Source organism: Micromonospora sp. LOL_024, from assembly GCF_048060415.1.
Classification (GTDB): Bacteria; Actinomycetota; Actinomycetes; order Mycobacteriales; family Micromonosporaceae; genus Micromonospora.
This window is the reverse complement of sequence record NZ_JBHMIS010000021.1, coordinates 69708-93571: the sequence shown is the minus strand read 5'-3', so window position 1 is coordinate 93571 and position 23864 is coordinate 69708. Positions and strand designations below refer to the sequence as shown.

25 protein-coding genes are annotated in these 23864 nt (G+C 70.2%); 17 read left to right on the top strand and 8 right to left on the bottom strand.

Annotated elements, in window-relative coordinates; translation table 11 throughout:
- The 7 genes from ACFHWY_RS20360 to ACFHWY_RS20330 all read left to right on the top strand — a co-directional run.
- Positions 1 to 1020 (top strand): ISAs1 family transposase (locus ACFHWY_RS20360; protein ID WP_416581802.1); only part of this gene is annotated, 1020 nt, incomplete at its 5' end.
- Between the two features lie 419 nt (positions 1021 to 1439).
- Complete coding sequence (locus tag ACFHWY_RS20355) at positions 1440 to 1982, top strand: SigE family RNA polymerase sigma factor (protein WP_416581801.1); 543 nt, start codon at positions 1440 to 1442, stop codon at positions 1980 to 1982.
- Entirely contained in the window at positions 1979 to 3265 is a 1287-nt protein-coding gene (locus ACFHWY_RS20350) for a sialidase family protein (protein WP_416581800.1), read from the top strand. Before ACFHWY_RS20355 ends, ACFHWY_RS20350 begins: the two co-directional genes overlap by 4 nt.
- Positions 3266 to 3416: 151 nt before the next feature.
- The gene (locus ACFHWY_RS20345; RefSeq protein WP_416581799.1) at positions 3417 to 3974 is read left to right on the top strand and encodes a hypothetical protein; all 558 of its coding nucleotides are present in this window, start codon (positions 3417 to 3419) and stop codon (positions 3972 to 3974) included.
- Entirely contained in the window at positions 3971 to 5113 is a 1143-nt protein-coding gene (locus tag ACFHWY_RS20340) for a peptidoglycan-binding domain-containing protein (RefSeq protein ID WP_416581798.1), read from the top strand. Before ACFHWY_RS20345 ends, ACFHWY_RS20340 begins: the two co-directional genes overlap by 4 nt.
- On the top strand, positions 5110 to 5802 hold the full coding sequence (locus ACFHWY_RS20335; protein ID WP_416581797.1) for an ABC transporter ATP-binding protein: 693 nt from the start codon (positions 5110 to 5112) through the stop codon (positions 5800 to 5802). The genes ACFHWY_RS20340 and ACFHWY_RS20335 overlap by 4 nt, the downstream gene beginning before the upstream one ends.
- 20 nt (positions 5803 to 5822) lie before the next feature.
- Entirely contained in the window at positions 5823 to 7031 is a 1209-nt protein-coding gene (locus ACFHWY_RS20330; protein ID WP_416581813.1) for an ABC transporter permease, read from the top strand.
- Between the two features lie 276 nt (positions 7032 to 7307).
- Here ACFHWY_RS20330 and ACFHWY_RS20325 read toward each other — a convergent pair whose 3' ends face one another.
- Together ACFHWY_RS20325 and ACFHWY_RS20320 are read right to left on the bottom strand one after the other, a co-directional pair.
- Positions 7308 to 7895 (bottom strand): ClpP family protease, encoded by a 588-nt coding sequence (locus ACFHWY_RS20325; protein WP_416581796.1) that lies wholly within the window; start codon positions 7893 to 7895, stop codon positions 7308 to 7310.
- A gap of 180 nt (positions 7896 to 8075) precedes the next feature.
- A complete protein-coding gene (locus ACFHWY_RS20320) occupies positions 8076 to 8918 on the bottom strand; it encodes a helix-turn-helix domain-containing protein (protein ID WP_416581795.1) in 843 nt (280 codons plus the stop codon).
- A 157-nt stretch (positions 8919 to 9075) separates the two neighbouring features.
- Here ACFHWY_RS20320 and ACFHWY_RS20315 point away from each other — a divergent pair, with 157 nt between their 5' ends.
- The gene (locus ACFHWY_RS20315) at positions 9076 to 10089 is read left to right on the top strand and encodes a potassium channel family protein (protein WP_416581812.1); all 1014 of its coding nucleotides are present in this window, start codon (positions 9076 to 9078) and stop codon (positions 10087 to 10089) included.
- Positions 10090 to 10331: 242 nt separating this feature from the next.
- On the opposite strand, the gene ACFHWY_RS20310 is transcribed toward ACFHWY_RS20315, so the two are convergent.
- Complete coding sequence (locus ACFHWY_RS20310; protein WP_416581794.1) at positions 10332 to 11369, bottom strand: 2-oxoacid:ferredoxin oxidoreductase subunit beta; 1038 nt, start codon at positions 11367 to 11369, stop codon at positions 10332 to 10334.
- A complete protein-coding gene (locus tag ACFHWY_RS20305) occupies positions 11362 to 13209 on the bottom strand; it encodes a 2-oxoacid:acceptor oxidoreductase subunit alpha (protein ID WP_416581793.1) in 1848 nt (615 codons plus the stop codon). The genes ACFHWY_RS20310 and ACFHWY_RS20305 overlap by 8 nt, the downstream gene beginning before the upstream one ends.
- Positions 13210 to 13625: 416 nt before the next feature.
- Between ACFHWY_RS20305 and ndhC the strand changes: the two genes are divergently transcribed.
- Complete coding sequence (gene ndhC, locus ACFHWY_RS20300) at positions 13626 to 14003, top strand: NADH-quinone oxidoreductase subunit A (RefSeq protein ID WP_416581792.1); 378 nt, start codon at positions 13626 to 13628, stop codon at positions 14001 to 14003.
- Positions 14004 to 14010: 7 nt separating this feature from the next.
- Here the strand turns inward: ndhC and folP are convergent, their stop codons facing one another.
- Positions 14011 to 14880, bottom strand: a complete 870-nt coding sequence (gene folP, locus ACFHWY_RS20295; RefSeq protein WP_416581791.1) for a dihydropteroate synthase — start codon at positions 14878 to 14880, stop codon at positions 14011 to 14013.
- A 143-nt stretch (positions 14881 to 15023) separates the two neighbouring features.
- Between folP and ACFHWY_RS20290 the strand changes: the two genes are divergently transcribed.
- The 4 genes from ACFHWY_RS20290 (at position 15024) to ACFHWY_RS20275 (ending at position 17441) form a co-directional block, all read left to right on the top strand.
- Positions 15024 to 15632 (top strand): DivIVA domain-containing protein, encoded by a 609-nt coding sequence (locus ACFHWY_RS20290; protein ID WP_416581790.1) that lies wholly within the window; start codon positions 15024 to 15026, stop codon positions 15630 to 15632.
- On the top strand, positions 15629 to 16126 hold the full coding sequence (locus ACFHWY_RS20285) for an SRPBCC family protein (RefSeq protein WP_416581789.1): 498 nt from the start codon (positions 15629 to 15631) through the stop codon (positions 16124 to 16126). Before ACFHWY_RS20290 ends, ACFHWY_RS20285 begins: the two co-directional genes overlap by 4 nt.
- Before the next feature lie 96 nt (positions 16127 to 16222).
- Positions 16223 to 16813, top strand: coding sequence for a DNA-3-methyladenine glycosylase I (locus ACFHWY_RS20280; RefSeq protein ID WP_416581788.1), 591 nt, complete (start codon positions 16223 to 16225; stop codon positions 16811 to 16813).
- Positions 16814 to 16817: 4 nt separating this feature from the next.
- Positions 16818 to 17441, top strand: a complete 624-nt coding sequence (locus ACFHWY_RS20275) for a hypothetical protein (RefSeq protein WP_416581787.1) — start codon at positions 16818 to 16820, stop codon at positions 17439 to 17441.
- A 59-nt stretch (positions 17442 to 17500) separates the two neighbouring features.
- On the opposite strand, the gene ACFHWY_RS20270 is transcribed toward ACFHWY_RS20275, so the two are convergent.
- Positions 17501 to 18292, bottom strand: a complete 792-nt coding sequence (locus ACFHWY_RS20270) for an enoyl-CoA hydratase-related protein (protein ID WP_416581786.1) — start codon at positions 18290 to 18292, stop codon at positions 17501 to 17503.
- Entirely contained in the window at positions 18289 to 19113 is an 825-nt protein-coding gene (locus ACFHWY_RS20265) for a PaaX family transcriptional regulator C-terminal domain-containing protein (protein ID WP_416581785.1), read from the bottom strand. Before ACFHWY_RS20265 ends, ACFHWY_RS20270 begins: the two co-directional genes overlap by 4 nt.
- 190 nt (positions 19114 to 19303) lie before the next feature.
- Between ACFHWY_RS20265 and ACFHWY_RS20260 the strand changes: the two genes are divergently transcribed.
- Positions 19304 to 19471 carry a DUF3117 domain-containing protein gene (locus ACFHWY_RS20260; RefSeq protein WP_013283866.1) on the top strand — a complete coding sequence of 56 codons (168 nt, stop codon included), beginning with the start codon at positions 19304 to 19306 and terminating at the stop codon, positions 19469 to 19471.
- Between the two features lie 198 nt (positions 19472 to 19669).
- Positions 19670 to 21136 (top strand): leucyl aminopeptidase family protein, encoded by a 1467-nt coding sequence (locus tag ACFHWY_RS20255; RefSeq protein WP_416581784.1) that lies wholly within the window; start codon positions 19670 to 19672, stop codon positions 21134 to 21136.
- A gap of 37 nt (positions 21137 to 21173) precedes the next feature.
- On the opposite strand, the gene ACFHWY_RS20250 is transcribed toward ACFHWY_RS20255, so the two are convergent.
- Positions 21174 to 21782, bottom strand: coding sequence for an O-methyltransferase (locus tag ACFHWY_RS20250; RefSeq protein WP_416581811.1), 609 nt, complete (start codon positions 21780 to 21782; stop codon positions 21174 to 21176).
- A gap of 338 nt (positions 21783 to 22120) precedes the next feature.
- On the opposite strand from ACFHWY_RS20250, the gene ACFHWY_RS20245 reads away from it, so the two are divergent.
- Positions 22121 to 23368 carry a S1C family serine protease gene (locus ACFHWY_RS20245; RefSeq protein WP_416581810.1) on the top strand — a complete coding sequence of 416 codons (1248 nt, stop codon included), beginning with the start codon at positions 22121 to 22123 and terminating at the stop codon, positions 23366 to 23368.
- A gap of 75 nt (positions 23369 to 23443) precedes the next feature.
- Positions 23444 to 23863 (top strand): preprotein translocase subunit TatB, encoded by a 420-nt coding sequence (locus ACFHWY_RS20240; RefSeq protein ID WP_416581783.1) that lies wholly within the window; start codon positions 23444 to 23446, stop codon positions 23861 to 23863.
- The last annotated feature ends 1 nt before the right edge of the window (position 23864 follow it).

Sequence of the window (23864 nt, the reverse complement as noted above, 5' to 3'; positions counted from 1 at the left end):
GCTCGGTTCAACCCGTTGTCCGGCCGGTACACGGTGCCCAGCGAACGCACCTTCCGTCGGGTCCTCGCCTGCCTGGACGGCGACGCCCTCGACACGGCGACCTGCGGTTACGCTACGGACGTCGTGCGAGGCGACGCGAGCGCGCCGGTCATCGCCGCGACCGAAGGACCCCTCGAACGCGAGCAACGCCGCACCGCGCAGCGGGCGGTGACCCACCCACGGCCGGACGGACTGCTCCCCACGGCAGCGGTCGACGGGAAACTGTTGCACGGCACCCGCACCCCGACCGGGCAGGTATTCCTCGTCGCCGCGATCACCCATCACAGCGGGGTGATCCTGGGCCAACGCCAGGTCCCCGACAAACGCGGCGAGAACGCGGTGGTCGCCGACCTGCTGGCACCGCTGGACGTGGCCGGGATGGTGCTGACCCTCGACGCGCTGCACACGACGAAGAAGACCGCCCGCCTGATCACCGACCAGCTGCACGCCCACTATCTTCTGATCTTGAAGGGGAATCAGCCGCTCGCCTACCAGGCCGCCCAGACGCTGTTATCCGGTAGCGACACCGAGTTCGCCGACCAGATGAGCATCGACGACGACCGCGGACACGGGCGTACCGAACGCCGAACCCTACGGGTCGCCCCCGCCGATGACAGCCTGTTCCCCGGCGCCCGGCAAGTCTTCCGGCTACGCCGCGACACCGGCGGCCTCGACGGTGTCCGCACACGCAAAGAAATCATCCACGGCATCGTCAGCCTGGACGCCGACCACGCCCGCCCGGACCACCTCAACCACTACACCCGAGGGCATTGGACGGTGGAAAACCGTCTGCACTGGACCCGTGATGTGACCTTCCGAGAAGACGATTCCCAGCTCAGGACCGGTACCACCCCGCGAGCCCTCGCCACCTTCCGCAACCTGGCTGTCAACACGTTCCGCCTCGCCGGCCGCGCGAACATCGCCCACGCCCGCCGCGACCTGCACGACCGCGTCGACACCTTCGCCGTCCACGGCATCTAACAAATCATGGTTAAAGCGGACGCAAAGGAACAACGCCGGGGCCGTGGGGTCCAGCCGAGGGTCTGTTTGAACAGCCGGAACGTGTGTTCGAGGTCGAAGCGGCGTAGGAACGACTGCCACCAGCGGTCCAGATCGGTGGATGGGGCGTCACGTCGTTCAACCCAGCCGTCGCCGGCGGCGGCGAGCTTGTCGGACCCGGCAGCTGCACAGGGTGAGCTGCAGCGCGGTCGGGCCGCGTGCGGTGCCGAGTCAACGGCTGCGTGGCTACGTAACCCATGGCCGTACGTGCGCGGGAAGCGGAATGCCGGACCACCGCTGTAAGGATCAAAGGCTTGGCTGGCTCTATCAGCCGAAAAATCTTGGGCGGTCCGAGCAACCGATCTCATCCCGCCGGTGCACTTAACGGTGAGAGGAGTCGGATGCGAGGCGAAGACGAGGATCGGCGGCAGTTCAGTGAGTACTTCGCTGCGCGGCGCGAGGTGGTGCGGCATTCTGCGTACCTGATGTGCGGGGACTGGCACTGGGCGGATGATTTGACTCAGGCGGCGTTTATCCGGGTTGCCTCGGCCTGGCATCGGGTCCGGGATCAGCAGGCGTTGGACGCGTTCGTGCGGACCTGTTTGGTCCGGACGTACTTGTCTGAGACGCGGCGGGTGTGGCGGCGCCGCGAGCGCGTTGTGGCGGAGATGCCTGATCTGGTCGGCGGGAATGATGACGCTGAGTCGGTGGCCCGTCGGGTGGTCTTTGCTCAGGCGTTGCGTCAGGTGCCACCTCGCCAGCGAGTGACCCTGATCTGCCGGTTCTATCAAGGGCTTGACGTGGCCGAGACGGCCGTCGCGTTGGGCTGCTCGGAGGGCACCGTGAAGAGTCAGACATCGAAGGGTCTCGCCACGCTACGCAAGGTTCTGGGTGACGCACTTCCTGTCCCCGCACTGGCCTGCGCTACGGAGGGAAAGGCATGACAGAGCTGCGTGAACTCTTAGAGGAAACGGCGAATTCAGCGCCGCCGCCGAGTCGGCTGGTCGCGGATGAGCTGTACGCGGCCGGACGCCGGCGTCGCCGTCGGCGGGCCGTCGCCAACTGCGCGGCCGTTGTGGCCCTCGTCATGACCGCCGGTACGGGTGTTGCTTCGATGATGAGGCAGGAGCGGTCCGTCAGTGGCGAGACGGGTGTTGATCAAGAGCAGTCGTTGCTTGGCGTTCTGCCACACCGCGGGGAGCTGATTCAGTGGGCCAGCGCGGCCGACGCACATCACCTTTATGTGACGATGTCGACGCATCTCAGCTGTTCCAAGGAGCCATGCGCCAAGACGATCGTGCAAATGGTTGGTTCCGACGATGGCGGGCGTACGTGGAGTGACCGGGGCGGGCCGATCAACGCCGTCAGCTTCAGGGTCCTTGGACCTGGCCGTTTGCTGGCGGCCATCCTGCCCGACACGCCCGGTGTGGGGGCGCGGACGCTGCAGGTCAGCACGGACGGCGGGCGGATTTGGCGCAAGCTGGTTCGGGCTTCTGCCGTCGCGGGGGTGCCGGCGGGAGGCACTGCCGTGTGCTGGCCGGAGTCCGACAAGGTGGCTGAGACGTGCACGGTGCACGCACTTGATGCGGCGCCACATCGGCTCGCGCCGTTGACGAGCCAACCCCCGTTCGCCCTCGATGAGGATTCGTCAATCGCGCAAACTGCCGGGCGACTGTGGGCGTCGGGTGTCGACCCGGCGACTGGCCGTCCGGCAGTCGCGGTGAGCCGGGATGCTGGGCGTAGCTGGGCCAGTGAAGTTTTCGCCGATGCGCCGGCCTGCCAACGGGGGGGTTGTCCGGCGCCGCACCTGGCGGTGGGTGACGGGCCGGCCGTGTATGCAGTGATCGATGGCGCGGGTCGCCTCGCGGTCTACCGCTATGTGGAGAGCGGCGGCCAGGGCGGTGATGGCTGGCAGCCCGTTTCTGGTGCGGATGAACTGCCGGCTGACCGCCTTGCCGGCGGCACGCCGTCGTTCGTCACGTCTGATGGAACGCATGTGCTGTCTGAGGTCGTGGCCCAGCCCGGCCAGGGTATCGATGGTTACCGCTGGTGGGCGGCCCGGCCGGATGGTGTGTACCAGCCAGTCGAACTGGATGGCCTTCCGCCCACCGTCAAACCCATCCGCCGCACGCCGGATGGCTGGTTCTACACCCACAGTTACACCGACGGAATGCTGTACGGGTCGGCCGATGGCTGGCGTTGGTTGCCGGTAGCACGCAGTTCGTAACACATCACGTCTCCTCGCGGTTCAAGTCGTTGGACGCCTGCACGGTTATAGCGGGTGTTAAGTCTGGAAGTAAGTCAGGAGAAACCAAACCGTGAATCGTTTAGATTTTCCACGCCGTTATCGGCACCACGCCGGGGCAGGGGCCGCTGTCATGGTTGCACTCGCGCTCAGCGCTTGCGGCGGCGCTGCGGAGGCGCCGCCGGTGGCCACGGCCGGCGGTTCCAGCGCCCAGCCGACAGGGTCGCCTAGCGCGGTCATTGGAGTGGTGGCCCAGTATGTCGAAGGGCGGCGCCAGTGGGTCAAATGCCTGCGAAAGGAGGGCTTTGACCTGCCGGACCCGGACGCTAAAGGATCTGTCGACATCGACTTAGGTGTACTTGGTGTGTCCAAAACTGATCCGAAGTGGAAAGCGGCTCTGACGAAGTGCATGGACTTCCTCCTGCCTGTCCCTGAGGAGTTGGAGGAGAAGGTGCCCCCGGCGACGGCGGAGCAGGTCGCGCACCGGCGTGAGTACGCCAAGTGCATGCGCGCGAACGGGATGCCGGACTGGCCTGACCCGGGACCCGATGGCGAATGGCCTGGGTGGGGTACTCGGGAGCTTACTCCGCAGGAGCAGACGGCGAATATTCGCGCGTTGCAGATTTGTGAGCCGGTGTTGGATGGGCGGCCGAAGACCACCCCGAACCCGAATGCGACCTACCCGGGATGAGCCAGCAAGTATCCCCGGCCGAGCCGGCCGCTACCCAATTGGGCTGGAGGCGGCGACGGCGGCTGCGGGCCGCGCTGGGCGGCGTTGCCGCGGTGGTCACCCTCGCGGTGGCCGGCGCGGCCACCCTTGGCCTCGGCGGACGCGGTAGGGATGAACCGCTGTCGGCGCGTACGGGGCCGGCCGCCACCGCGCAGGTCACTCGGCAGACGCTGGTCAAGACCGTGACGCTGGCCGGCGAACTTGGCTACGGCCCAGCCATACCGCTTGCCTCGACTGCCACGGGCACGGTGACCTGGCTACCTCAGGTTGGGGCCACGGTGCGGCGCGGCGGGGTGCTGCTGCGCGCTGATGAGCGGCCGGTGGTGCTGCTGTATGGGTTCCTGCCGATGTACCGGCCGCTGACCGAGGGCACAGAAGGCTCAGACGTGCGACAGTTCGAACGTAACCTCGCCGCCCTCGGCTATGGCGGGTTCACGGTGGACGAGAAGTTTTCTGCGGCCACCATCGAAGCGGTGAAGCGCTGGCAGAAGGACCTGGAACTGCCGGAGACCGGTACGGTCGAGCGAGGCCGGGTGATCTACGCGCCGAAGGCGATACGCATCGCACAGCACCTGGTACGCCTTGGCGCGAGTGCGACCGGGGACGTGTTGACGTACACCGGCAGCACCCGGATGGTGACGGTGTCCGCCGGCGCAGGTGAGGCTGGTTGGGCGGCGAAGGGCACCAAGGTCACCGTGACGTTGCCCACCGGCGGTTCGGTCGCTGGCGAGGTCAGTGCCGTCGGCGCCCCAGCATCCGGCGCCCCGGCCAGCGGTGGGCAGCAGCCTGCCAACCCGGAACGGCCCGGCACTGCCGCCGCCACGGTCGAGGTCACTGTCGCCATCGCTGATCAGAAGGCGTTAGGTGCGCTGGGCGCCACGCCGGTCGACGTGCGATACATCGCGGAGGAGCGCCGGGACGTGCTCACCGTGCCGGTGGAGGCGCTGTTGGCGCTCGCCGAGGGCGGGTACGGCGTGGAGGTGACCGGGCCGACGGGCACCCGGATCGTGGCGGTGGAAGCGGGCATGTTCGCCGACGGGCGGGTTGAGGTCAGCGGCGAAAGCCTGACCGAGAGCGTGATGGTGGGGGTGCCGCAGTGACTGATGTCATTGAACTCGTCGGGGTGTCTCGGGCCTATCCAGGCGGAGTGACAGCACTACGCAACGTCAACCTGACCATCGGCTGTGGGGAACTGGCTGGGATTGTCGGCCCCTCCGGATCAGGCAAGTCCACGCTGTTGAACCTGATCGGCACGCTTGACCGCCCGTCGACCGGCACGGTACGCATCGACGGGCACGACGTGCTCGCTCTCACCGACCGGGAGGTGTCCGCCCTCCGCAGCCACCGGATCGGCTTCGTATTCCAGCAGTTCCACCTGGCCGCCGGGGTACCCGTGCTGGACAACGTGGCCGACGGGCTGCTCTACGCCGGGGTACCCAGGCGGGAACGGCGGCGACGTGCGACGAACGCGCTGGCACGAGTCGGCCTCGACCACCGGCTCGACCACCGGCCGCATGAGCTGTCCGGCGGCGAACGGCAGCGGGTCGCGTTCGCACGTGCCGTCGTCGGCGAGCCGGCGCTGCTACTCGCCGACGAACCGACCGGCAACCTCGACTCGGCCGCCGGTGCAGCCGTGCTGGCGCTGCTACACGAGCTGCACGCCCAAGGCACAACGGTCGCGGTGATCACACATGACCAGGACATCGCGGCAAGCCTGCCCCGGCAGATCATGCTGCGCGATGGCCGGATTACTCGCGACTCCGGCGCGCCGCTGGCGGTGCGCCCGTGACCCGGAAAGCCGGCGGGGCCATGACGTTGAAACCTGGCACCGTGAAACCGAGACCGGCGCGGCTCAGCCCAGCCGACGTGGCCCGGCTGGGCGCGGCAGGATTGCGGGCCCGACCACTGCGGGTTTTCCTCTCCGCGCTGGGCATCGCCATCGGCATCGGAGCGATGCTGGCGGTAGTCGGCATCTCCACCTCCAGCCGAGCCGAACTGGACCAAACCCTCGACCGGCTCGGCACCAACCTGCTGACCGCAGCCCCAGGCGAAACCCGCACGGGCGAAGAGGCAGCCCTGCCCAAGGAGTCAACGGCGTCGGTCAGCCGGATCGGCCCGGTAGAAACGGTCAGTGCAACCGGTGCCATTGAAAAGTTCATCTACCGCAATGACCGGGTCCCCGCGGGCCAGACCGGCAGCATCCAGGTGCTCGCCGTTCAAGCTGAACTGTTGACCGTCGTTGACGCCACCATGCACGTCGGTTCCTGGTTCACGCCCGCCACCGCCACCTATCCAACGGTGGTGCTCGGCGCCACCGCCGCCCGCCGTTTGGACGTACCCGGAGTCGGGACGCGCGTATGGCTCGATGGCGAATGGTTCGCCGTGATCGGTATTCTGACGCCCGTACCCCTGGTCGAGGAGTTGGACTCGGCCGCGCTGGTGGGGTGGGATGCCGCTCAGTCTTACCTTGGTTTCGACGGCCATCCCACCCGGCTTTATCTCCGCGCCGCGCCGACTCAGGTCACGGCGGTTCGGGCAGTGCTCGGGCGCACCGTGAACCCGCAAGCACCAAACGAGGTGGCGGTATCCCGACCCTCCGACGCACTGGCTGCCCAACAAGCCACCGATAACGCGCTGAACGGGCTGCTCCTCGGACTGGGCGCGGTAGCGCTCCTGGTAGGGGGAGTCGGCATCGCCAACACCATGGTCATCTCGGTACTAGAACGCCGCGCCGAAGTGGGACTACGTCGAGCACTCGGTGCCACCCCCGGACAGATCCGCGGCCAGTTCCTGGCCGAGTCACTCCTACTCTCCACCCTAGGTTGCGCCGGCGGCACCCTGCTCGGCGTCGCCGCCACCGGGTTATACGCGGCCAGTCAAGGCTGGCCCATCGTGATGCCGGCCTGGTCAATGACCGGAGGGCTGGCAGCCACCCTCCTAATCGGCGTCGCCGCCGGCCTCTACCCCGCGATACAAGCAAGCCGACTCGCACCAACCGAAGCCCTCGCCGGACCATGATCACCAAGCCCCAGCGGCGTCCGGAGCGGAGCACGCAGAACGGTCGTCCGTCCGCCCGGACAGTCGATGTCGACCCGGCGTCCGTCGGCCGCAGAGTGAGGTGCCTCTTGCGCATCATGAGCGCTCGCAGCGGCAGAATCGGCGCGGTGGCCCCGGTGGCGGAGGCAAGTGACGGTTAGGCCGCAGGCGCGGCCAACCGGGGGCCGCCCCTCGGATCCGGCCGGTGGTCCGTGACGGTCTTCTGCCCCGGGCCACCGGTCAGCCGTCGTCCGGTGCTCAGCTGGTGGGGAGCTGGCTGGCGTTGTTGAGGACCTGATCGATCAGGCCGTAGTCGCGGGCCTGCTCGGCGGTGAACCAGCGGTCGCGGTCCCAGTCCTGCTGAATTTCGGCCAGGCTGCGCCCGCTGTGCTCTGCGATCAACTCTTGCATGGTCCGTTTCACGTGCAGCATGTTCTCCGCCTGGATGGTGATGTCGGAGGCGGTGCCACCCATCCCGCCGGAGGGCTGGTGCATCAGGATCCGGGTGTTCGGCAGCGCGTACCGCTTGCCGGCGGTGCCCGCGCAGAGCAGGAACTGACCCATCGAACCGGCCAGCCCCAGCGCCAGTGTCGCCACATCGTTGCGGACGAAGCGCATCGTGTCGTAGACCGCCATCCCCGCGCTCACCGAGCCGCCAGGTGAGTTGATGTAGAGGTGGATGTCCCGCTCTGAGTCCTCGGCGGCGAGCAGCAGGATCTGGGCGGAGATCCGGTTGGCGATCTCGTCGGTGACCTCGCTGCCGAGGAAGACGATTCGCTCCCGCAACAGTCGCTCGAAGACCTGGTCACCGAAGCCGCGCTGGCCGTCGTCCAACATCTTGATCATGGCGTCAACCTCCACCCGCCGGGGGCGACGTCGTGCGCCCGTGGACCGGCTTCCTCCAGCCTGCGCCAGCCGGGCGGCCCGGCTCGAGTGGTTCTGCCCCCGGCAGATCCGCCCACGGCAGAACGGGTGGGGCAGGTGCCGGCGGTGCGCACCCTCCGGAGGGATCAGCCTCCGGAGGGATCAGCCTCCGGTGGCGCCACCCAGGCCGGCGGTCGAGGCGGACAGGGCCCGGAGCCAGCGTCGTGTCCGGGCCAGCGTGCGACCTCGTCGGGTGGCCGCCACGGCTGAGCGTGCCTGTGCAGGTGCCCGTCGCGAGCCACCTGCCCGCCAACCGGCAGGCAGGTGGCGGTGTGCCGGGCTGTGGACTATCGCCTCGATGCCGGCGGGCGGGTCGGCGAACACGACGATCCGGATGCTGCCGTCCAGGCCGGCACCGAGCAGGCCACCGTCCAGGATGCTGCCGGGCGCGTCGTGGCGCAGACCGCTGCGGAACCCGCCGGACGAGCCGCCGCCGAACCTGGGCGCGGCGATCCCGGGCTCGCCGCCGGGGAACCTGCCGGCGACCAGCTTCCCGCCAGGGCCGAGACCAGGCGAGCTGGTGCTGACCTGGTTGCCGGCGATGCCGGTCCCGCCGGGCAGGATCACCTCGCTGCCGAAGCCGAGACCGTTCAGGCGGGCTACGGGATGTGTGGAGCCGTCGGTGCCGCGGCCGGCGGAGGTCGCGACCGCGGGAGCGCCGTGCCGGGCGATCGGGACGTGACCGGCCTTGGGAGCGGCCGGCAGCCGGCGTTCGACCCGCCGCAACTCGTCGCGGACCTCCTCAAGCAGGTCGGAGAGGTAGAGGTCGAGCGCCCGGCAGATCGCTGCGAGCACCTCCGAGGACGCCTCCTTGCGGCCGCGTTCGACCTCGGAGAGGTACGGCACGGAGACTCCGGCGGCGCGCGCGACCTCGCGCAACGTGCGGCTCTGGCGCTGGCGTTCCCGGCGCAGTACCGCGCCGATCACCCGTCGCAGCAACGACATGCGGGTCTCACTCTCGCCGGTCCTGCGCTGACCTTCCCATCATGCCTGTTCACCGGTCTGCCTGCCGTCCCTCCTTTGCCGCCACCGCCACATCCGGCTTCCCGATCACGGGCTATGTTGTGGGCGTGCAGGCGACCGAGGCGGGGCGGTGCCCCAGGTGATCCATTTTCCCGCGCAGCGGCGAGGCCCGCTGAGCGCGTTGAGCCTGCGGTTGGCCGCCGCCCTCGGGCTGGTGCTCGCCGTGGTGGCGATCGTGTTCATCGAGCGGGACGGTTATCGCGACGTCAACGGCGATGGACTGACGTTGCTGGACTGCTTCTACTACGCCGTGGTGTCGCTGTCGACCACCGGGTACGGCGACATCGTGCCGGCCACCCAGGAGGCTCGGCTGATCAACGTCCTGTTCATCACCCCGGCCCGGGTGCTGTTCCTGATCATCCTGGTCGGCACCACCCTCGAGGTTTTGACCGAGCAGTACCGGACCGGCCGTCGCCTGCACCGGTGGGAGAGAAAAGTGAAGGACCATGTCATCATCTGCGGCTACGGAACCAAGGGGCGGAGTGCGATCTCCGCGCTGATGGAGAACGGGCTGGACAAGTCCCGGATCGTGGTGGTGGAGCGCGACGGCCCGGCGTTGCGCCAGGCCACCTCGAACGGGCTCGTCGCGATTGAGGGGTCGGCGACCCGATCCTCGGTGCTCAACCAGGCGCACGTTCGTACCGCCAAGGCGGTGATCATCGCGACCGACAGCGACGACGCGTCGGTGCTGGTGGCGCTGACCGTACGCCAGTTGACGGCCGGCCAGGTCCGGATCATCGCGGCGGCTCGGGAGGCGGAGAACGCGCCGTTGCTCAAGCAGAGCGGCGCACACCACGTGATCGTCTCTTCGGCGACCGCCGGTCGGTTGCTGGGCCTGTCGACCTCGGCCCCGCCCCTGATCGACGTGGTGGAGGATCTGCTCACTCCGGGCCAGGGCATGGCGCTGGCCATGCGGTCGGCCGAGCGGCACGAGGTGGGTACGAATCCTCGTGATCTGGAGACGCTGGTGATCGCTTTGGTCCGGCGGGGCAAGGTGGTCACCGTGGCGGACCGGGCGGGCGCCGTCATCGAGACCGGGGACATGTTGGTGCATGTCCGCGACGACCGTCCCACGGCGAACACGCTGCCCTGACCGGGGCGACCGCGAGTTCATCGTGGTCACGTCCTGGGCGGCGGCTACGGCGCGGGCACCCCGCGCGGGAGGGCCGGGACCACGCCGAGACCTGGCTGCCGCACGGGCTCTGGCAGAACGGCTTCCAGCCGCGTTTCATCGCCGCCGAACTCACGCTCGCGCCGGTGGTGCCCGCCAGGGCCGAGCTGGTTCCACGGCACGGTGAGAGCCTCGCCGCCGCCCGAGCGGCGGTAAGGGTACGGTCAGCCGACGATCGTCCAGGTGTCGCCGCTGCTCAGCAGGCCGGTGAGCTGCTGCTCCGGGGTCTCGGTGACGTTGGCCTTCGCCTCGGCCAGCTGCGACTGCACCACGCTGTCGTACGACGGCCGACGCACCGACCGGAAGACTCCGATCGGGGTGTTGCGCAGGTCGAACCCGGGCAGCCGGGACAGCGCGAACGCGTACGCCGGGTCGGTGACCGTGGCGTCGTGCACGACGATTTCCTCGGCCGGGGTGGACGCAGTGTCGCGTACCTCCAGGCCGAAGCCGCCCGGCGGGTGTACCACGCAGAACTGGCCGTCGGAGCCGAACGTGATCGGCTGGCCGTGCGCCAACCGGATCAGGTGGTCGTCCCGGATGCCCGGCTCCTTGAGCTGCTCGAACGCCCCGTCGTTGAAGATGTTGCAGTTCTGGTAGATCTCCACGAAGGCTGACCCCTCGTGCTCTGCCGCGGCGCGCAGCACCGACTGGAGATGCTTGCGGTCGGAGTCGATGGTCCGGCCCACGAAGGTCGCCTCCGCGCCGAGTGCCAGCGAGAGCGGGTTGAACGGCGCGTCGGCCGAACCGACCGGCGTCGACTTTGTGATCTTGCCGACCTCGGAGGTGGGGCTGTACTGGCCCTTGGTCAGGCCGTAGATCCGGTTGTTGAACAGCAGGATCTTGAGGTTGACGTTGCGGCGCAGCGCATGTATCAGGTGGTTGCCGCCGATGGAGAGCGCGTCACCGTCGCCGGTGACCACCCAGACCGACAGGTCGGGGCGGGAGACCGACAGTCCGGTGGCGATCGCCGGCGCCCGACCGTGGATCGAGTGCATCCCGTAGGTGTTCATGTAGTACGGGAAGCGTGACGAGCAGCCGATGCCCGACACGAAGACGATGTTCTCCCGGGGGATGTTCAGCTCCGGCATGAACTGCTGCACGGCCGCGAGGATCGCGTAGTCACCGCAGCCGGGGCACCAGCGCACCTCCTGGTCGGACTTGAAGTCCTTCATGGTGAGCTTGAGGGCGACGGGCTCAGACATTCTTCAGGACCTCTTCCAGCGTCGTCTCCAACTCGGCGGCCGTGAACGGCAGGCCGCGAACCTGGTTGTAGCCGATCGCGTCGACCAGGTAGCGGGCCCGGATCACGTGGGCGAGCTGGCCGAGGTTCATCTCGGGGATGACCACTCGGTCGTAGGAGCGCAGCACCGCACCCAGGTTGGCCGGCATCGGGGCGAGGTGCCGCAGGTGCGCCTGCGCGATCGACAGCCCGCGCTGGCGCAGGGCGCGGCAGGCGGCGCCGATCGGGCCGTAGGTCGAGCCCCAGCCGAGAACCAGCACCCGGGCGTCGCCGTCCGGGTCCTCCACCTCGATGTCGGGCACCGGGATCGCCTCGATCCGGGCGGCCCGGGTACGCACCATGAAGTCGTGGTTCGCCGGGTCGTACGAGATGTCGCCGGTTTTGTCGGCCTTCTCCAGCCCGCCGATCCGGTGCTCCAGGCCCGGTGTGCCCGGGACGGCCCACGGCCGCGCCAGGGTCTCCGGGTCACGCAGGTACGGCAGGAAGGTGGTGCCGTCCTCGCCGTTGGGTGCCGTGGCGAACTCGACGCGCAGATCTGGCAGCGACCCCACCTCGGGTAGCAGCCACGGTTCGGAGCCGTTGGCGACGTAGTTGTCCGACAGCAGGATCACCGGGGTGCGGTAGGTAAGCGCGATTCGCGCCGCCTCCAGGGCGGCGTGGAAGCAGTCCGACGGCGACTTCGGCGCGATCACCGCCACCGGAGCCTCGCCGTGCCGGCCGAACAGCGCCATGTTGAGGTCGGCCTGCTCGGTCTTGGTCGGCAGGCCGGTGGACGGCCCGGCCCGCTGCACGTCGATGACCAGCAGCGGCAGCTCCAATGCGACCGCGAGGGAGATCGTCTCGCCCTTGAGCGCCACACCCGGGCCGCTGGTGGTCGTCACGCCCAGCGCGCCGCCGTACGACGCGCCAAGGGCCGCGCCGATCGCGGCGATCTCGTCCTCGGCCTGCATGGTGGTGACACCGAACCGCTTGTGCTTGCTCAGCTCGTGCAGGATGTCCGAGGCTGGCGTGATCGGGTACGCGCCGAGGAAGACCGGCAGGCCGGAGCGGACCCCCGCGGCGACGATGCCGAGCGACAAGGCGGCGTTGCCGGTGATGTTGCGGTAGGTGCCGGCCGGCATCTTGGCCGGCTTCACCTCGTAGCGGACGGCGAAGTCCTCGGTGGTCTCACCGAAGTTCCAGCCGGCCTTGAAGGCGGCGATGTTCGCCGCGACCAGCTCGGGTCGCTTGGCGAACTTGCGCTCCAGGAATCGGAGGGTCGAGGAGTACGGCCGCGAGTACATCCAGCTGAGCAGGCCGAGGGCGAACATGTTCTTGGCCCGCTCGGCGTCCTTCTTGGACACGTCCTGTTCGGCCAGGGCACCGATCGTCATCGAGGTCAGCGCGACCGGGTGCACGGCGTACCCGTCGAGGGTGTCGTCGTCCAGCGGGCTGCTCGAATACCCGACCTTGGCCAGGTTGCGCCTGGTGAACTCGTCGGTGTTGACGATGATGTCGGCACCGCGGGGCAGGTCGGCGAGGTTCGCCTTGAGCGCCGCCGGATTCATCGCGACCAGCACGTTCGGCGCGTCACCAGGAGTGAGGATGTCGTAGTCGGCGAAGTGGACCTGGAAGCTCGACACTCCCGGCAGGGTGCCGGCGGGCGCCCGGATCTCGGCCGGAAAGTTGGGCAACGTGGAGATGTCGTTGCCCAGTTGTGCCGTCTCGGAGGTGAACCGGTCACCGGTCAACTGCATTCCGTCGCCGGAGTCGCCGGCGAATCGGATGACCACCCGTTCCAGTTGGCGGATCTGCTTGGTCACGTCCGCACCTCGCTCTGCCGCGCCTGGCGCGGTCCGCTGAACTGGATGGTGACCTCGCCTTGCCCGGTCACGTGACCTCCTTGACGTGCCGCTGCACCGGCCGTCCGTGAGCGTACGGCCCGTCTGCCAGTCCTCACCGAGAAGCCTACGTCGGAATGGGGGGCCGCCAGCCCCAGAGGTCCGCCGACTGGGATCGGAATGTGAGAGTTTATGCGGGCTCTTGTGATGTTTCGCCCGGCCCGCCGTAATCCAGATCACCGCACGTCCCGGCCCGTACGGGTCAGGGTGCCGAGCCGGTCTCCGGGGCTGGAACCAGATATCCGCCCCGACGGCAGGAGTTGTTCTGGGACACCAGTCCCAGGTGAAACACATTCGTGGCGCCGTGCTGGGCGGGCGAGCCGGTAGGGTGATCCATCGTGACCGGCTACCTGGGCTCGTACGCGACGCTCGGGCTGCTGCTGCTCGCCGGCATCGGGTTCCTCGTGGTGGCGTTCGCGGCCAACCGGGTGCTCAGTCCCGCCCGTCCGGCCGACCCGCCCGGCAAGCGCGCCAGCTACGAGTGCGGCATCGACCCGGTCGGCGGCGACTGGGCGCAGATGCAGATCCGCTACTACGTCTACGCCTACCTCTACGTGCTCTTCGCCGTCGAGGCGGTTTTCCTCTTCCCCTGGGCGGTGGTCTTCGACCGGCCCGGCTTCGGTCTGGTCACCGCGGTGGAGATGGCGGTCTTCGTGGTGGTCCTCGCCCTCGGTCTCCTCTACGCCTGGCGGCGCAAGATCCTGACCTGGACCTGAACCCCGGTCAGCCGAGGCCGCGTCGGGTGAGCCGGGGTGCGCGGAGGCCCTGCACGGCGGCCACCATGTCGAGCACCCGGCGGGTCGGGCGAACCTGATGGGCCCGGAAGACCCGGGCGCCCAGCCAGGCGGAGACCGCCGTCGCGGCCAGTGTTCCCTCCAGCCGCTCCGTGACCGGCAGGTCCAGCGTCTCACCGATGAAGTCCTTGTTCGACAGCGCGACCAGCAGCGGCCAGCCGGTGGCGGTCAGTTCGCCGAGCCGCCGGGTGATCTCCAACGAGTGTCGGGTGTTCTTGCCGAAGTCATGTGCTGGATCGATGAGAATCCCGTCAGGGCGGACACCCAGCGAGACCGCGCGCTCGGCGAGCCCGGTCACCGTCGTCACCACGTCGGCCACCACGTCGACGAAGGCCGCCCGGTGCGGCCTGGTACGCGGGCTGACCCCGCCCGCGTGCGAGCAGACCAACCCGGCACCGGTGCGTGCGGCGACCCTGGCCAGCGCCGGATCCGCACCCGACCAGGTGTCGTTGAGCAGGTCGGCGCCGGCTGCCACCGCCTCCACCGCCACCTCGGCGCGCCAGGTGTCGATCGAGATGACCACCTCCGGGAAGGCGGCCCGGACGGCGGCGATGGTGTCCACCGTGCGCCGGATCTCCTCGGTGACGTCAACGTCGGCGCCCGGCCCGGCCTTCACGCCGCCGATGTCGACGATGTCCGCGCCGTCGTCCACCGCGCGTTCCACCGCCCGAAGCGCATTGTCCGACCGATACGTCGCGCCGCGGTCGAAGAACGAGTCTGGCGTGCGGTTGACGATCGCCATCACCACCAGCTGGTCGATGCCGAACGTACGTCCACCGAGCCGCAGCTCCCCGGCCACGCCGCCTCCCTCACCGCCGTACCTCGTCGGCCGATCGCGCCGCCGCCACGGTGACGCTATCCGGTCGCGGGCCGGGACGGTCCGTCCGGTTCGGCGCGCCGGGTGGGGTCGCTCCGTTCCCGTCGGCGTGCCACGATCAGTGCATGGGTCAGTTTCTGCTCCTGCTGGTCGTGGCGGTGACCGTCGCGGCGGTGGTGTTCGGCGTTACGGTGCTGGTCACCGGTCGGGATCCCGGCCTGGTGGCGGTCGAGGCGGACGGGCGGGCGGTGCCGCTGCCCGGTGACCGGCCGCTGCGCGAGTCCGACGTGGGCGAGGTTCGCTTCGACACCGCCCTTCGTGGGTACCGGATGGCGCAGGTCGACCAGGTGATGCGCCGGGCGGCGTACGACATCGGCTACAAGACCGAGCTGATCGGGGTGCTGGAGGCGGAGGTGACCGCGTTGCGGAGCGGGCGGACCGCCGAGGCCGACGAGTTGCGGCAGGCCCGTGAGCAGTCCTCGCGGCGGTCGGTCCTCCCGGCCGGGGAGGGCGGCGCGGAGCCGACCGGCGACACCGCACACCCTGCCGGGGTGGGCGGCGACGCCGACGCCGTCTCGGCCCCCGTCGTGTCCGTCGATGCCGCACCCGCACCCGCTGCCGAGGTCTCGGGCGATGGCGCATCGGGCGACGCCGGCTCCGGCGAGCCGCCGGCCGGTGCCGGGGAGCCGGATGCCGATTCGCGCACTCCCGTGGTGCGGTCGGAGCCGGCGTGAGCGGCTCGGACCGCTCCGACGATCTGCGGGAGGCGGCCCAGCCCGGCGCCGGTGAGGTCACCGCGACCGTGATCGTCAACGCGCCCGCCGAGCATGTTTTCGCCGGCCTACTGGCCTGGGAGCGGCAGTCCGACTGGATCCCGTTCACCACGGTCCGGGTGGTCGAGGGGGACGGCGGCGAGGGCAGCCTGGTGGAGGCGGTCACCACGCTCGGCCCGGTGGTGATCCGGGACAAGATGCGGGTGGTCCGGGTCGACGCGCCGTACGAGATCGGTGTGGTGCACTGCGGCACGCTGCTGCGGGGCCCGGGTGTGCTGCGCTGCACACAGTTGGCGAGCGGCCGCAGCCAGGTGGTCTGGCATGAGTGGTTCCACCTGCCGGGCGGGCCGGCCGGCCGGGTGGCCTGGCCGGTGCTCTGGCCCGGCTCGAAGTTCAGCCTGACGCGGGCACTGCGCAGGTTCGCCCGCCAGGTCGAGCAGGGCCGCCTGCCCTGACCCGCTCGGCCCGCCCTATCGTCCCCGGGCAACCAGGAGCGAGCAGGAGACCGGGCGGCGCGGCGAGCTGTCGGTGGCTCGCCTAACCTGATCGATGTGACTGAACTGGTGATCGGTGCTGATGGCCTGGCCAGGTGCGGGTGGGGCGCGAGTACCCCTGACTACGCGGTGTACCACGACACCGAATGGGGTCGCCCACTGCGCGGTGACAACGCGCTGTACGAGCGGATGACGCTGGAGGCGTTCCAGTCCGGGCTGTCCTGGTTGACCATCCTGCGGAAGCGGTCGGCGTTCCGGGCCGCCTTCGCCGACTTTCGGATCGACACGGTCGCGGGCTTCGGCGAGGCAGAGGTGACCCGGCTGCTGGTGGACGCGGGCATTGTCCGCAACCGGGCCAAGATCGAGGCGGCGATCGCCAACGCCCGGGCGGCCCAGGAGCTGCCCGAAGGGTTGTCGGCGCTGCTCTGGTCCTTCGCGCCACCGCCCGGGCGGGCCCGTCCGGCTTCGGTCACCGCCGTGCCGGCGCTCACCGAAGCGTCCACGACGATGGCCAAGGCGCTCAAGAAGCGAGGCTTCCGTTTCGTTGGCCCGACCACGGCCTACGCGTTGATGCAGGCGACCGGGATGGTCGACGACCATCTCGCGGGCTGCCACGTCGTGACGGACCGCGCGGGCGTGGTGGGATGAGGGCATGATGACCGACACCGCGCACCGGGCGCACGGGGTGAGCCACGCGGAGGGTACCGGCGCCTGGGCCGTGCTGCTGCCCGCCGGACGGTACGACGCCGAGCGGCTCGTCCATCACGACACGCTGGAGTTGACCGGGCTGGGTGAGGTGGTCCGACCCCGACCCGGTGACCAGGTGGCGGTGCTGGCCGACGAGCCGCCGCGGCTGGTGGCTGTGGGCCGGGTCGCCGGCCCGGCTGCCGCCCGTGCGGAGGATCCGGACGACCCGCAGTCCGACCGGGTGCCCGACACGCTGGTGGTGGCCTACACCCGGCGGGCCTTCGACGAACCGGTGCCGGTCGACTCACCGATCCTCGGTGGGCCCGTCACCGCGCTCGACCCGGTGACGTTCCGCGACCTGGTCGACCAGCTCGGCCCGGCGCCGCAGCGCCGCAACTGGCTGGTCAGTCTGGATCTGCCGATCGAAGCCGACACCCCGGCGGAGGCGGCCCGCCTGTTCTGGGCGTACGTGCAGGAGTTGGGCCCGCGCGAGCTGCCTGCCTTCGTCTCGCCTTCCGGCGACGAGCTGGCCATGCAGGCGTTCGTGCTCGGCGCCCAGGCGAACCAGGATCCTGAAGAGGACGACTGACCGCCGCCGGCGGGGCCGATACGGGCCACACCGGAATGGCTGTTGCCGGGCAGGGCGGCTCAGCGGCCCTCGAAGACCGGCTTCTGCTTGTTGACGAAGGACAGGGTGGCCGCCCGGTGGTCGGCTGTCTTGCCGCAGATCGCCTGGGCCTGCGCCTCGGCGGCCAGCGCGTCGGCCAGGGTGCCCGCGTCGGCGACGGAGAGCTGACGCTTGATCGCCCCGTACGCCACGGTCGGGCCGGCGGCGAGGCGGGCGGCGAGTTCCTGGGCGGCGGGCAGCACGGTCTCGTCGTCGTCCACCATCCGGGTGAGCAGCCCCAGCCGGGACGCCTCGTCGGCGCGTACCGGCTCGGCCAGCATCAGCAACTCGACGGCCTTGGCGTGGCCGACCAGCCGGGGCAGCGTCCAGGACGCGCCGGTGTCGGCGGCGAGCCCGACTTTCGCGAACGCCATCAGGAAACTGGTCGACGGCCCGCCGAGGCGGATGTCGGCCAGGAACGCCAGCGAGGCGCCTGCTCCGGCGGCCATCCCGCGGACTGCGGCGACCACCGGCTTGGGGAGGCTGGCCAGCCGGGCGGCGATCGGGTTGTAGTGCGCCCGGACGGTGTCCAGCGGCTTGCCGGCACTCGACTCCAGGGTGCTCACGTGCTCGCGTAGGTCCTGGCCGGCGCAGAAGGACCCGCCGGCTCCGGCGAGCACCACTGCCCGGCAGCTCCGGTCGGCCTCCACTTCGGCGAGGGTGTCGCGGAGCGCCTCCTTGAGTGCCACGTCCAGCGCGTTCATCGCTGTCGGGCGGTTCAGGGTGAGGGTGACGACGGCCTCGGTGCGGTCGACGAGCAGCGGTTCGGTCACGTCTGGCGACCCTTCTGTCGGGCTAACCGGTTTCCACCGTCGAGGCACTGCTCGACGTACCGGTCGGCGGCCGGCCTGAGCCGGGTCGCGTGCCGGTCGAAGAAGCCGGCCGCGGTGGTGCCGGGCCAGCGTTCGGGCAGCAGCGCCGGTGGCAGCTGCGGGTCCCGGAAGAGGAAGGTACGCCATGCGTGCACCAGCCGGAATCGGGCCGCGTACGCCTCCTCGTCGCCGCTGCGGGCGGTGACGCCGGTCAGCAGTGCCCGCTGCTCGGTGACGAACTGCTCGTACGCCCGGCCGATCTCGGCCAGGTCCCAGGCCCGGCGGACCAGGCCCATCGCGCCCGGGGTGCCGGCGGCGTGCGCGGCGGTGAACCGCTCGAAATGCACGCCGGCCTCGTTGAGAAGCAGGTCGACGTCCTCGCCGGGGCGGGTGGCCACCCAGGTCTGCTCGTCCATCGTGCCGTAGCCGAGGAAACGCAGGTTGCCGGCGAGTCTTTGGCGGTCCCGGCGTGCCGTTGGCGCGTCCAGCACCAGCAGGTCGAACCGGCCGTCCCAGGTGACCCGGCCGGTGCGGTAGATCCGGGCGGCGGCCTCGTCCAGCCGCCGGGCCGCCTTGGGTGTGATCGAATATCCCGGTCCAGCGGTCAACCTGACCGGTTCGAGCCAGCCCTGTCGCACCATGCGGGAAACCGCCGTCCGCACGGCGGGCGGGGCGATACCGAGCGGTGCCAGCAGCTTGACCAGGGCGGCAACGGGTGCGCGGCCACCCCGGGGTCGGAGGTGGTCGCCGTACAGGTCGAAGAGTGCCGACCGTGCCTGCATGACCGCACATTGTGACAGGCAATCTAAGGATAAGCTAGATGCTGTTACATCAATGCTGCTTCGGTTTGGGTCCGGCGGTGTTCATCAGGGAAAATCGTTGGTCGACACCCTCACGCAAGTTGCGGGTGGTCATGGCGAAGTGGCTGTGGGGCAACCCACCGACCCTGGTGTAGGTCTGAGGGGAGACAACATGGCGGCGATGAAGCCGCGGACGGGCGACGGTCCGCTGGAAGTCACCAAGGAGGGCCGGGGCATCGTCATGCGGGTCCCGCTGGAGGGCGGTGGCCGGCTCGTCGTCGAGATGACTCCCGACGAGGCGACCGCTCTGGGTGACGCGCTGAAGGCGGCCGCCGGCTGATCAAGGCCGGTTCGTCGGCGACGCTCGCCGCCGCGGACGGTTCGTCGAGGGCGTGTCTCCACCGAGTCATGCCCTCACCCTGAGCCACCGGCTCCGCCGGTGGCTCAGGGCCTTCGTACCAACTCCCGGGTTGCTGCCCCGGATACCCGATCTCGTGGAGCACCCGCTTCGCGACCCTTCCAGGAGGTACGGCTCCGCGTGCTCGCCATCCGTCTGACCGCCGAACCGGACCGGCTCGACACCCTGGCCCTGCCCGTGCGGTCGGGCGGCACTGCTGCCGCCCCGGCCGAGCCGCTCGCGACCTCGGTGGCGCTGCCCGACGAGGTCGCCGACGAAGCGGCCCAGTTGCTCCCGTTGGCCCGGTTCACCGGCCGGACCAGCGAGGTCCGGGTGCAGCTGCGCCCGGGGCGCATGCCGGATCGGTTGTTGCTGGTGGGGGTCGGCGAGGCGGACGAGGTCGGTTGGCGGGCCGCAGGCGCGGCGCTGGCCCGCGCCGGAAAAGATGAGACTCATATCACACTTGGGCTGCCGGTCGGGGTGACCCCGGAGGCGGTGCGTGCACTGGTCGAAGGGCTGCTGTTGGGCTCCTACCGGTTCCGGCTGGGCGAAGACGCCGACCCGCCCGAGCTGACCGGCGTCGACCTGGCGGTCACCGCCCCCGAGACGTACGAACGGGCGGTCGAGGTGGCCCGGACCACTGCCCGGATGACCTGGCTGGCCCGTGACCTCACCAACATGCCCTCGTCGGTCAAGAACCCGCAGTGGTTCGCGGCGCAGATCGCCGCGGCCGCCGCCGACCTGCCCGGCGTGGGTCTGCGGGTACGCGAGCCGGAAGAGTTGGCCGCCGAGGGCTTCGGCGGAATCCTCACCGTCGGCGGCGGATCGGCCAGCGGGCCGCGCCTGGTCGAGCTGGACTGGCATCCGGCCGACGCCCGTACCCACGTGGTGCTGGTCGGCAAGGGCATCACCTTCGACACCGGCGGCATCTCGATCAAGCCGGTGCCGGCGATGAAGCTGATGCGCAAGGACATGGCCGGAGCCGCCGCGGTTGTCGCGGCGACCCTCGGCGCTGCGGCGCTGCGACTGCCGGTTCGGGTCACCACGCTCGCGCCACTGGCCGAGAACATGGTCAGCGGCGGCGCGTTCCGGCCCGGCGACATCGTCCGCCACTACGGCGGGTTGACCAGCGAGACGACGAACTCCGACGCCGAGGGCCGCCTGGTCCTCGCCGACGCGCTGGCGTACGCGGTCAGGGAACTCAAGCCCGATCTACTCATCGACCTGGCCACCCTGACCGGCGCCAACTCGGTCGCGCTGGGCAGCCGCACCGGCGCCCTCTACAGCGACAACGACCAGTTGGCCAAGGACCTGCTCGCGGCCATCGACGCGGCGGGCGAGTCCGCCTGGCGGATGCCGTTGCCCGCCGACTACGTGGAGCACCTCGGCAGCGACCTGGCCGACCTGCACAGCGCTCCGAGGCAGGGCGCCGGCTCCGTGCTGGCGGCTCTCTACCTGCGGGAGTTCACCGGCGAGTTGTGCGACCGCTGGCTGCACTTGGACATGTCCGCGCCGTCCTGGAGCGACCGGGACGACGCGGAGCTGGCCCGGGGCGCGACCGGCTGGGGCGTACGCGGCCTGCTGCGCTGGCTGGCGACACTGACCTGACCGGGTTGCTCGGCAGCGCACCGGGGCTCGGTGGCTGTCAGCAGCGCACCGCGGCCAGCAGTCCGTGACCGATCGGCAGCAGCGCCGGGATCCAGTGCTCCGACTCGCGGATAGCCTTCACCGTCTCGCGTACCGTCACCGTCTCCGCGTCCCGGGCCGCCGGGTCACCGATCCGGCCGCCGGCGAACGCGCCGTTGAGCACCAGCACACCGCCCGGTCGCAGTAGCCGCAGCGCGGCGTCCACGCAGGCGGTGAAGCCGGTCGCCTCGGCGTCGACGAAGACCAGGTCGTACGCGCCGTCGGCGAGCCGGGGCAGGACGTCGCGGGCCCGGCCGGTGATGATGCGCGTCCGGCCGGCGACGAAGCCGGCCTCGGCGAAGATGCGGCGGGCGATCCGCTGATGCTCCACCTCGACGTCGATGGTGGTGAGCACCCCGTCTGCGCGCATGCCGCGCAGCAACCACACTCCGCTCACCCCGGTGCCGGTGCCGATCTCGACCACCCCGCGGGCGTTGCCAGCGGCGGCGAGCAGGCGCAACGCGGCGCCCGCGCCGGGCGTGACCGCTTCGAGGCCGACCTCGTGGGCGATGCTGCGGGCGGTACGCAGCACCAGATCCTCCGTGACGTACGACTCCGCGAACTGCAGGGCCGGGTTCGTCGAGCTGCCGGAACCGGCGACCGTGGCGATGGGGGACCTCCGGGGCGGCGAGCGTGGAGCGAGGGGCGGGTGGGCACTGTGACTCTAGAGGCGACCGGCCCCGAGCGCAGCCGGGCATCCACCCGCAGTGACAACCGCTGACCCGACGCGGCGCATCCGTGCAATCCTGGAAGCGGTATCCCGTCGATCGCACCTCTGGCGGCGCCCGATCGCGGATGGTGGATACCGGGGGACGGAGTGGGAGGCACCGAGTGACCGACGGCTGGGACTGGCGCCAGCCCGGCGCGAGCGGGGCACCGGCGGGACAACCGGTGCCCGGACAGCCGCTGGCCGGCGTGCCCTCGACACCACGCGACGGCGGCCACGGTGCCGAGTCGCCGTGGTGGTCCGACGCGCTCGCCGATCCGTGGCGGGACCCGAACGCCCCGACGGCGGTGGTGCTGCCCGTCGCAGTGGCCGCCGGCACCGAACCGGAGAGGGTCACCGACCCGGACTCGCCCGACCGGCCGACACTGGGCCAACTGCTGCTCGTACCTCTGATGATCGCCCTGCTCGCCGGGATGCTCGGCGGTGCGCTCGGCTACGCCTTCGCCATCCGGGCAGGTGCCGGCGGGCCGGTGCCCGGCGCGGCCCCAGGTCCGGTGCCCACGCTCGCGCAGCGCCCGCCGGAGTCGCTGGCCGGGGTCGCGGCACGCGTCCTGCCCAGCGTGGTCACCGTCCGGGTGGCCGGCGTGGGAGGCACCAGCGAGGGCTCCGGATTCATCGTCAGCGTCGACGGATACGTGATCACGAACGACCACGTGGTCGCCGGCGGTACCGGAAAGGCCTCGGTGATCTTCAACGACGGCAGTTCGGCCGGCGCGAGTGTGGTGGGCCAGGACCCGGAGTCCGACATCGCAGTGATCAAGGTCTCGCGCAACGGGCTGCGGCCGGTCGAGTTCGGTGACTCCGACGCGCTGGCGGTGGGCGACCCGGTGCTCGCCGTGGGTTCCCCGCTGTCGCTGGCGAACACCGTCACCGCGGGGATCGTCAGCGCCCTGGACCGGACCATGCACGCCGGCGAGCCGGGCGGCCCGACGCGCTACTACGCCGCGATCCAGACCGACGCCGCGGTCAACCACGGCAATTCGGGCGGGCCGCTGGTCGACTCGGCGGGACGGGTCATCGGCGTCAACTCCACGATCAAATCCCTGGTCGCCGACGGTCAGGAGGCCGGCAACATTGGCCTGGCCTTCGCAATTCCGATCAACCAGGCCAAGCGGATCACGCAGGACATCATCGGCACCGGCAAGGCCCGCCGTACCGTGATCGGCGCCCAGGTCGGCGGACCCGGATCGAGCACAAACGGCTCCGGCGTACGCCTGGGAACGGTCGAGCCGTCCGGACCGGCCGCCGGTGCCGGGCTACGGGCCGGTGACGTGATCCTGAAGCTCGGCGGCCGCCCGACCACCGAGCCGACCGACCTGATCGCCCTGGTCCGCAAGTACGCGCCGGGCTCGGTGGTGACGGTCGAGTACCGCCGGGGCTCGACCCGCCAGAACGCCTCGGTGACCCTCGCCGCGGACGCGAAGTGACCTCGCGCCCCCTTCTGGCCGAGCCACCGACGTGCGTACTCTGGCTTCGGTAGTGGGGGGAAGGAGGGTCGGAGGGTGTTCGAGAACCTGAACGTGTGGGAGGTCGGGGCGCTGCTGCTGCTGGCGCTGCTGATCTTCGGTGACCGGCTGCCGGTGGTGATCACCGACGGCCTGCGGATGGTGCGTAACCTCCGCAACATGGCCCGCACCGCCACCACCGATCTGAGCAAGGAACTCGGCACCGACATCCAGCTGGAGGACCTGCACCCCAAGGCGTTCATCCGCAAGCACCTGCTCACCGAGGAGGACGAGCAGGCGATCCGGAAGCCCTTGCAGGGCGTCTACGACGACCTTCGCGCCGACGTCACCGGCGTGCACAACGAGATCAAGGATGTCGCCACCGCAGCCGACCCGCGTCGGTCCGGGTCCGCGCCGGCACGCACCGACGCGCCGGCCCCCGCACCGCGTCCCGCCAGCTACGACGAGGTCACCTGAC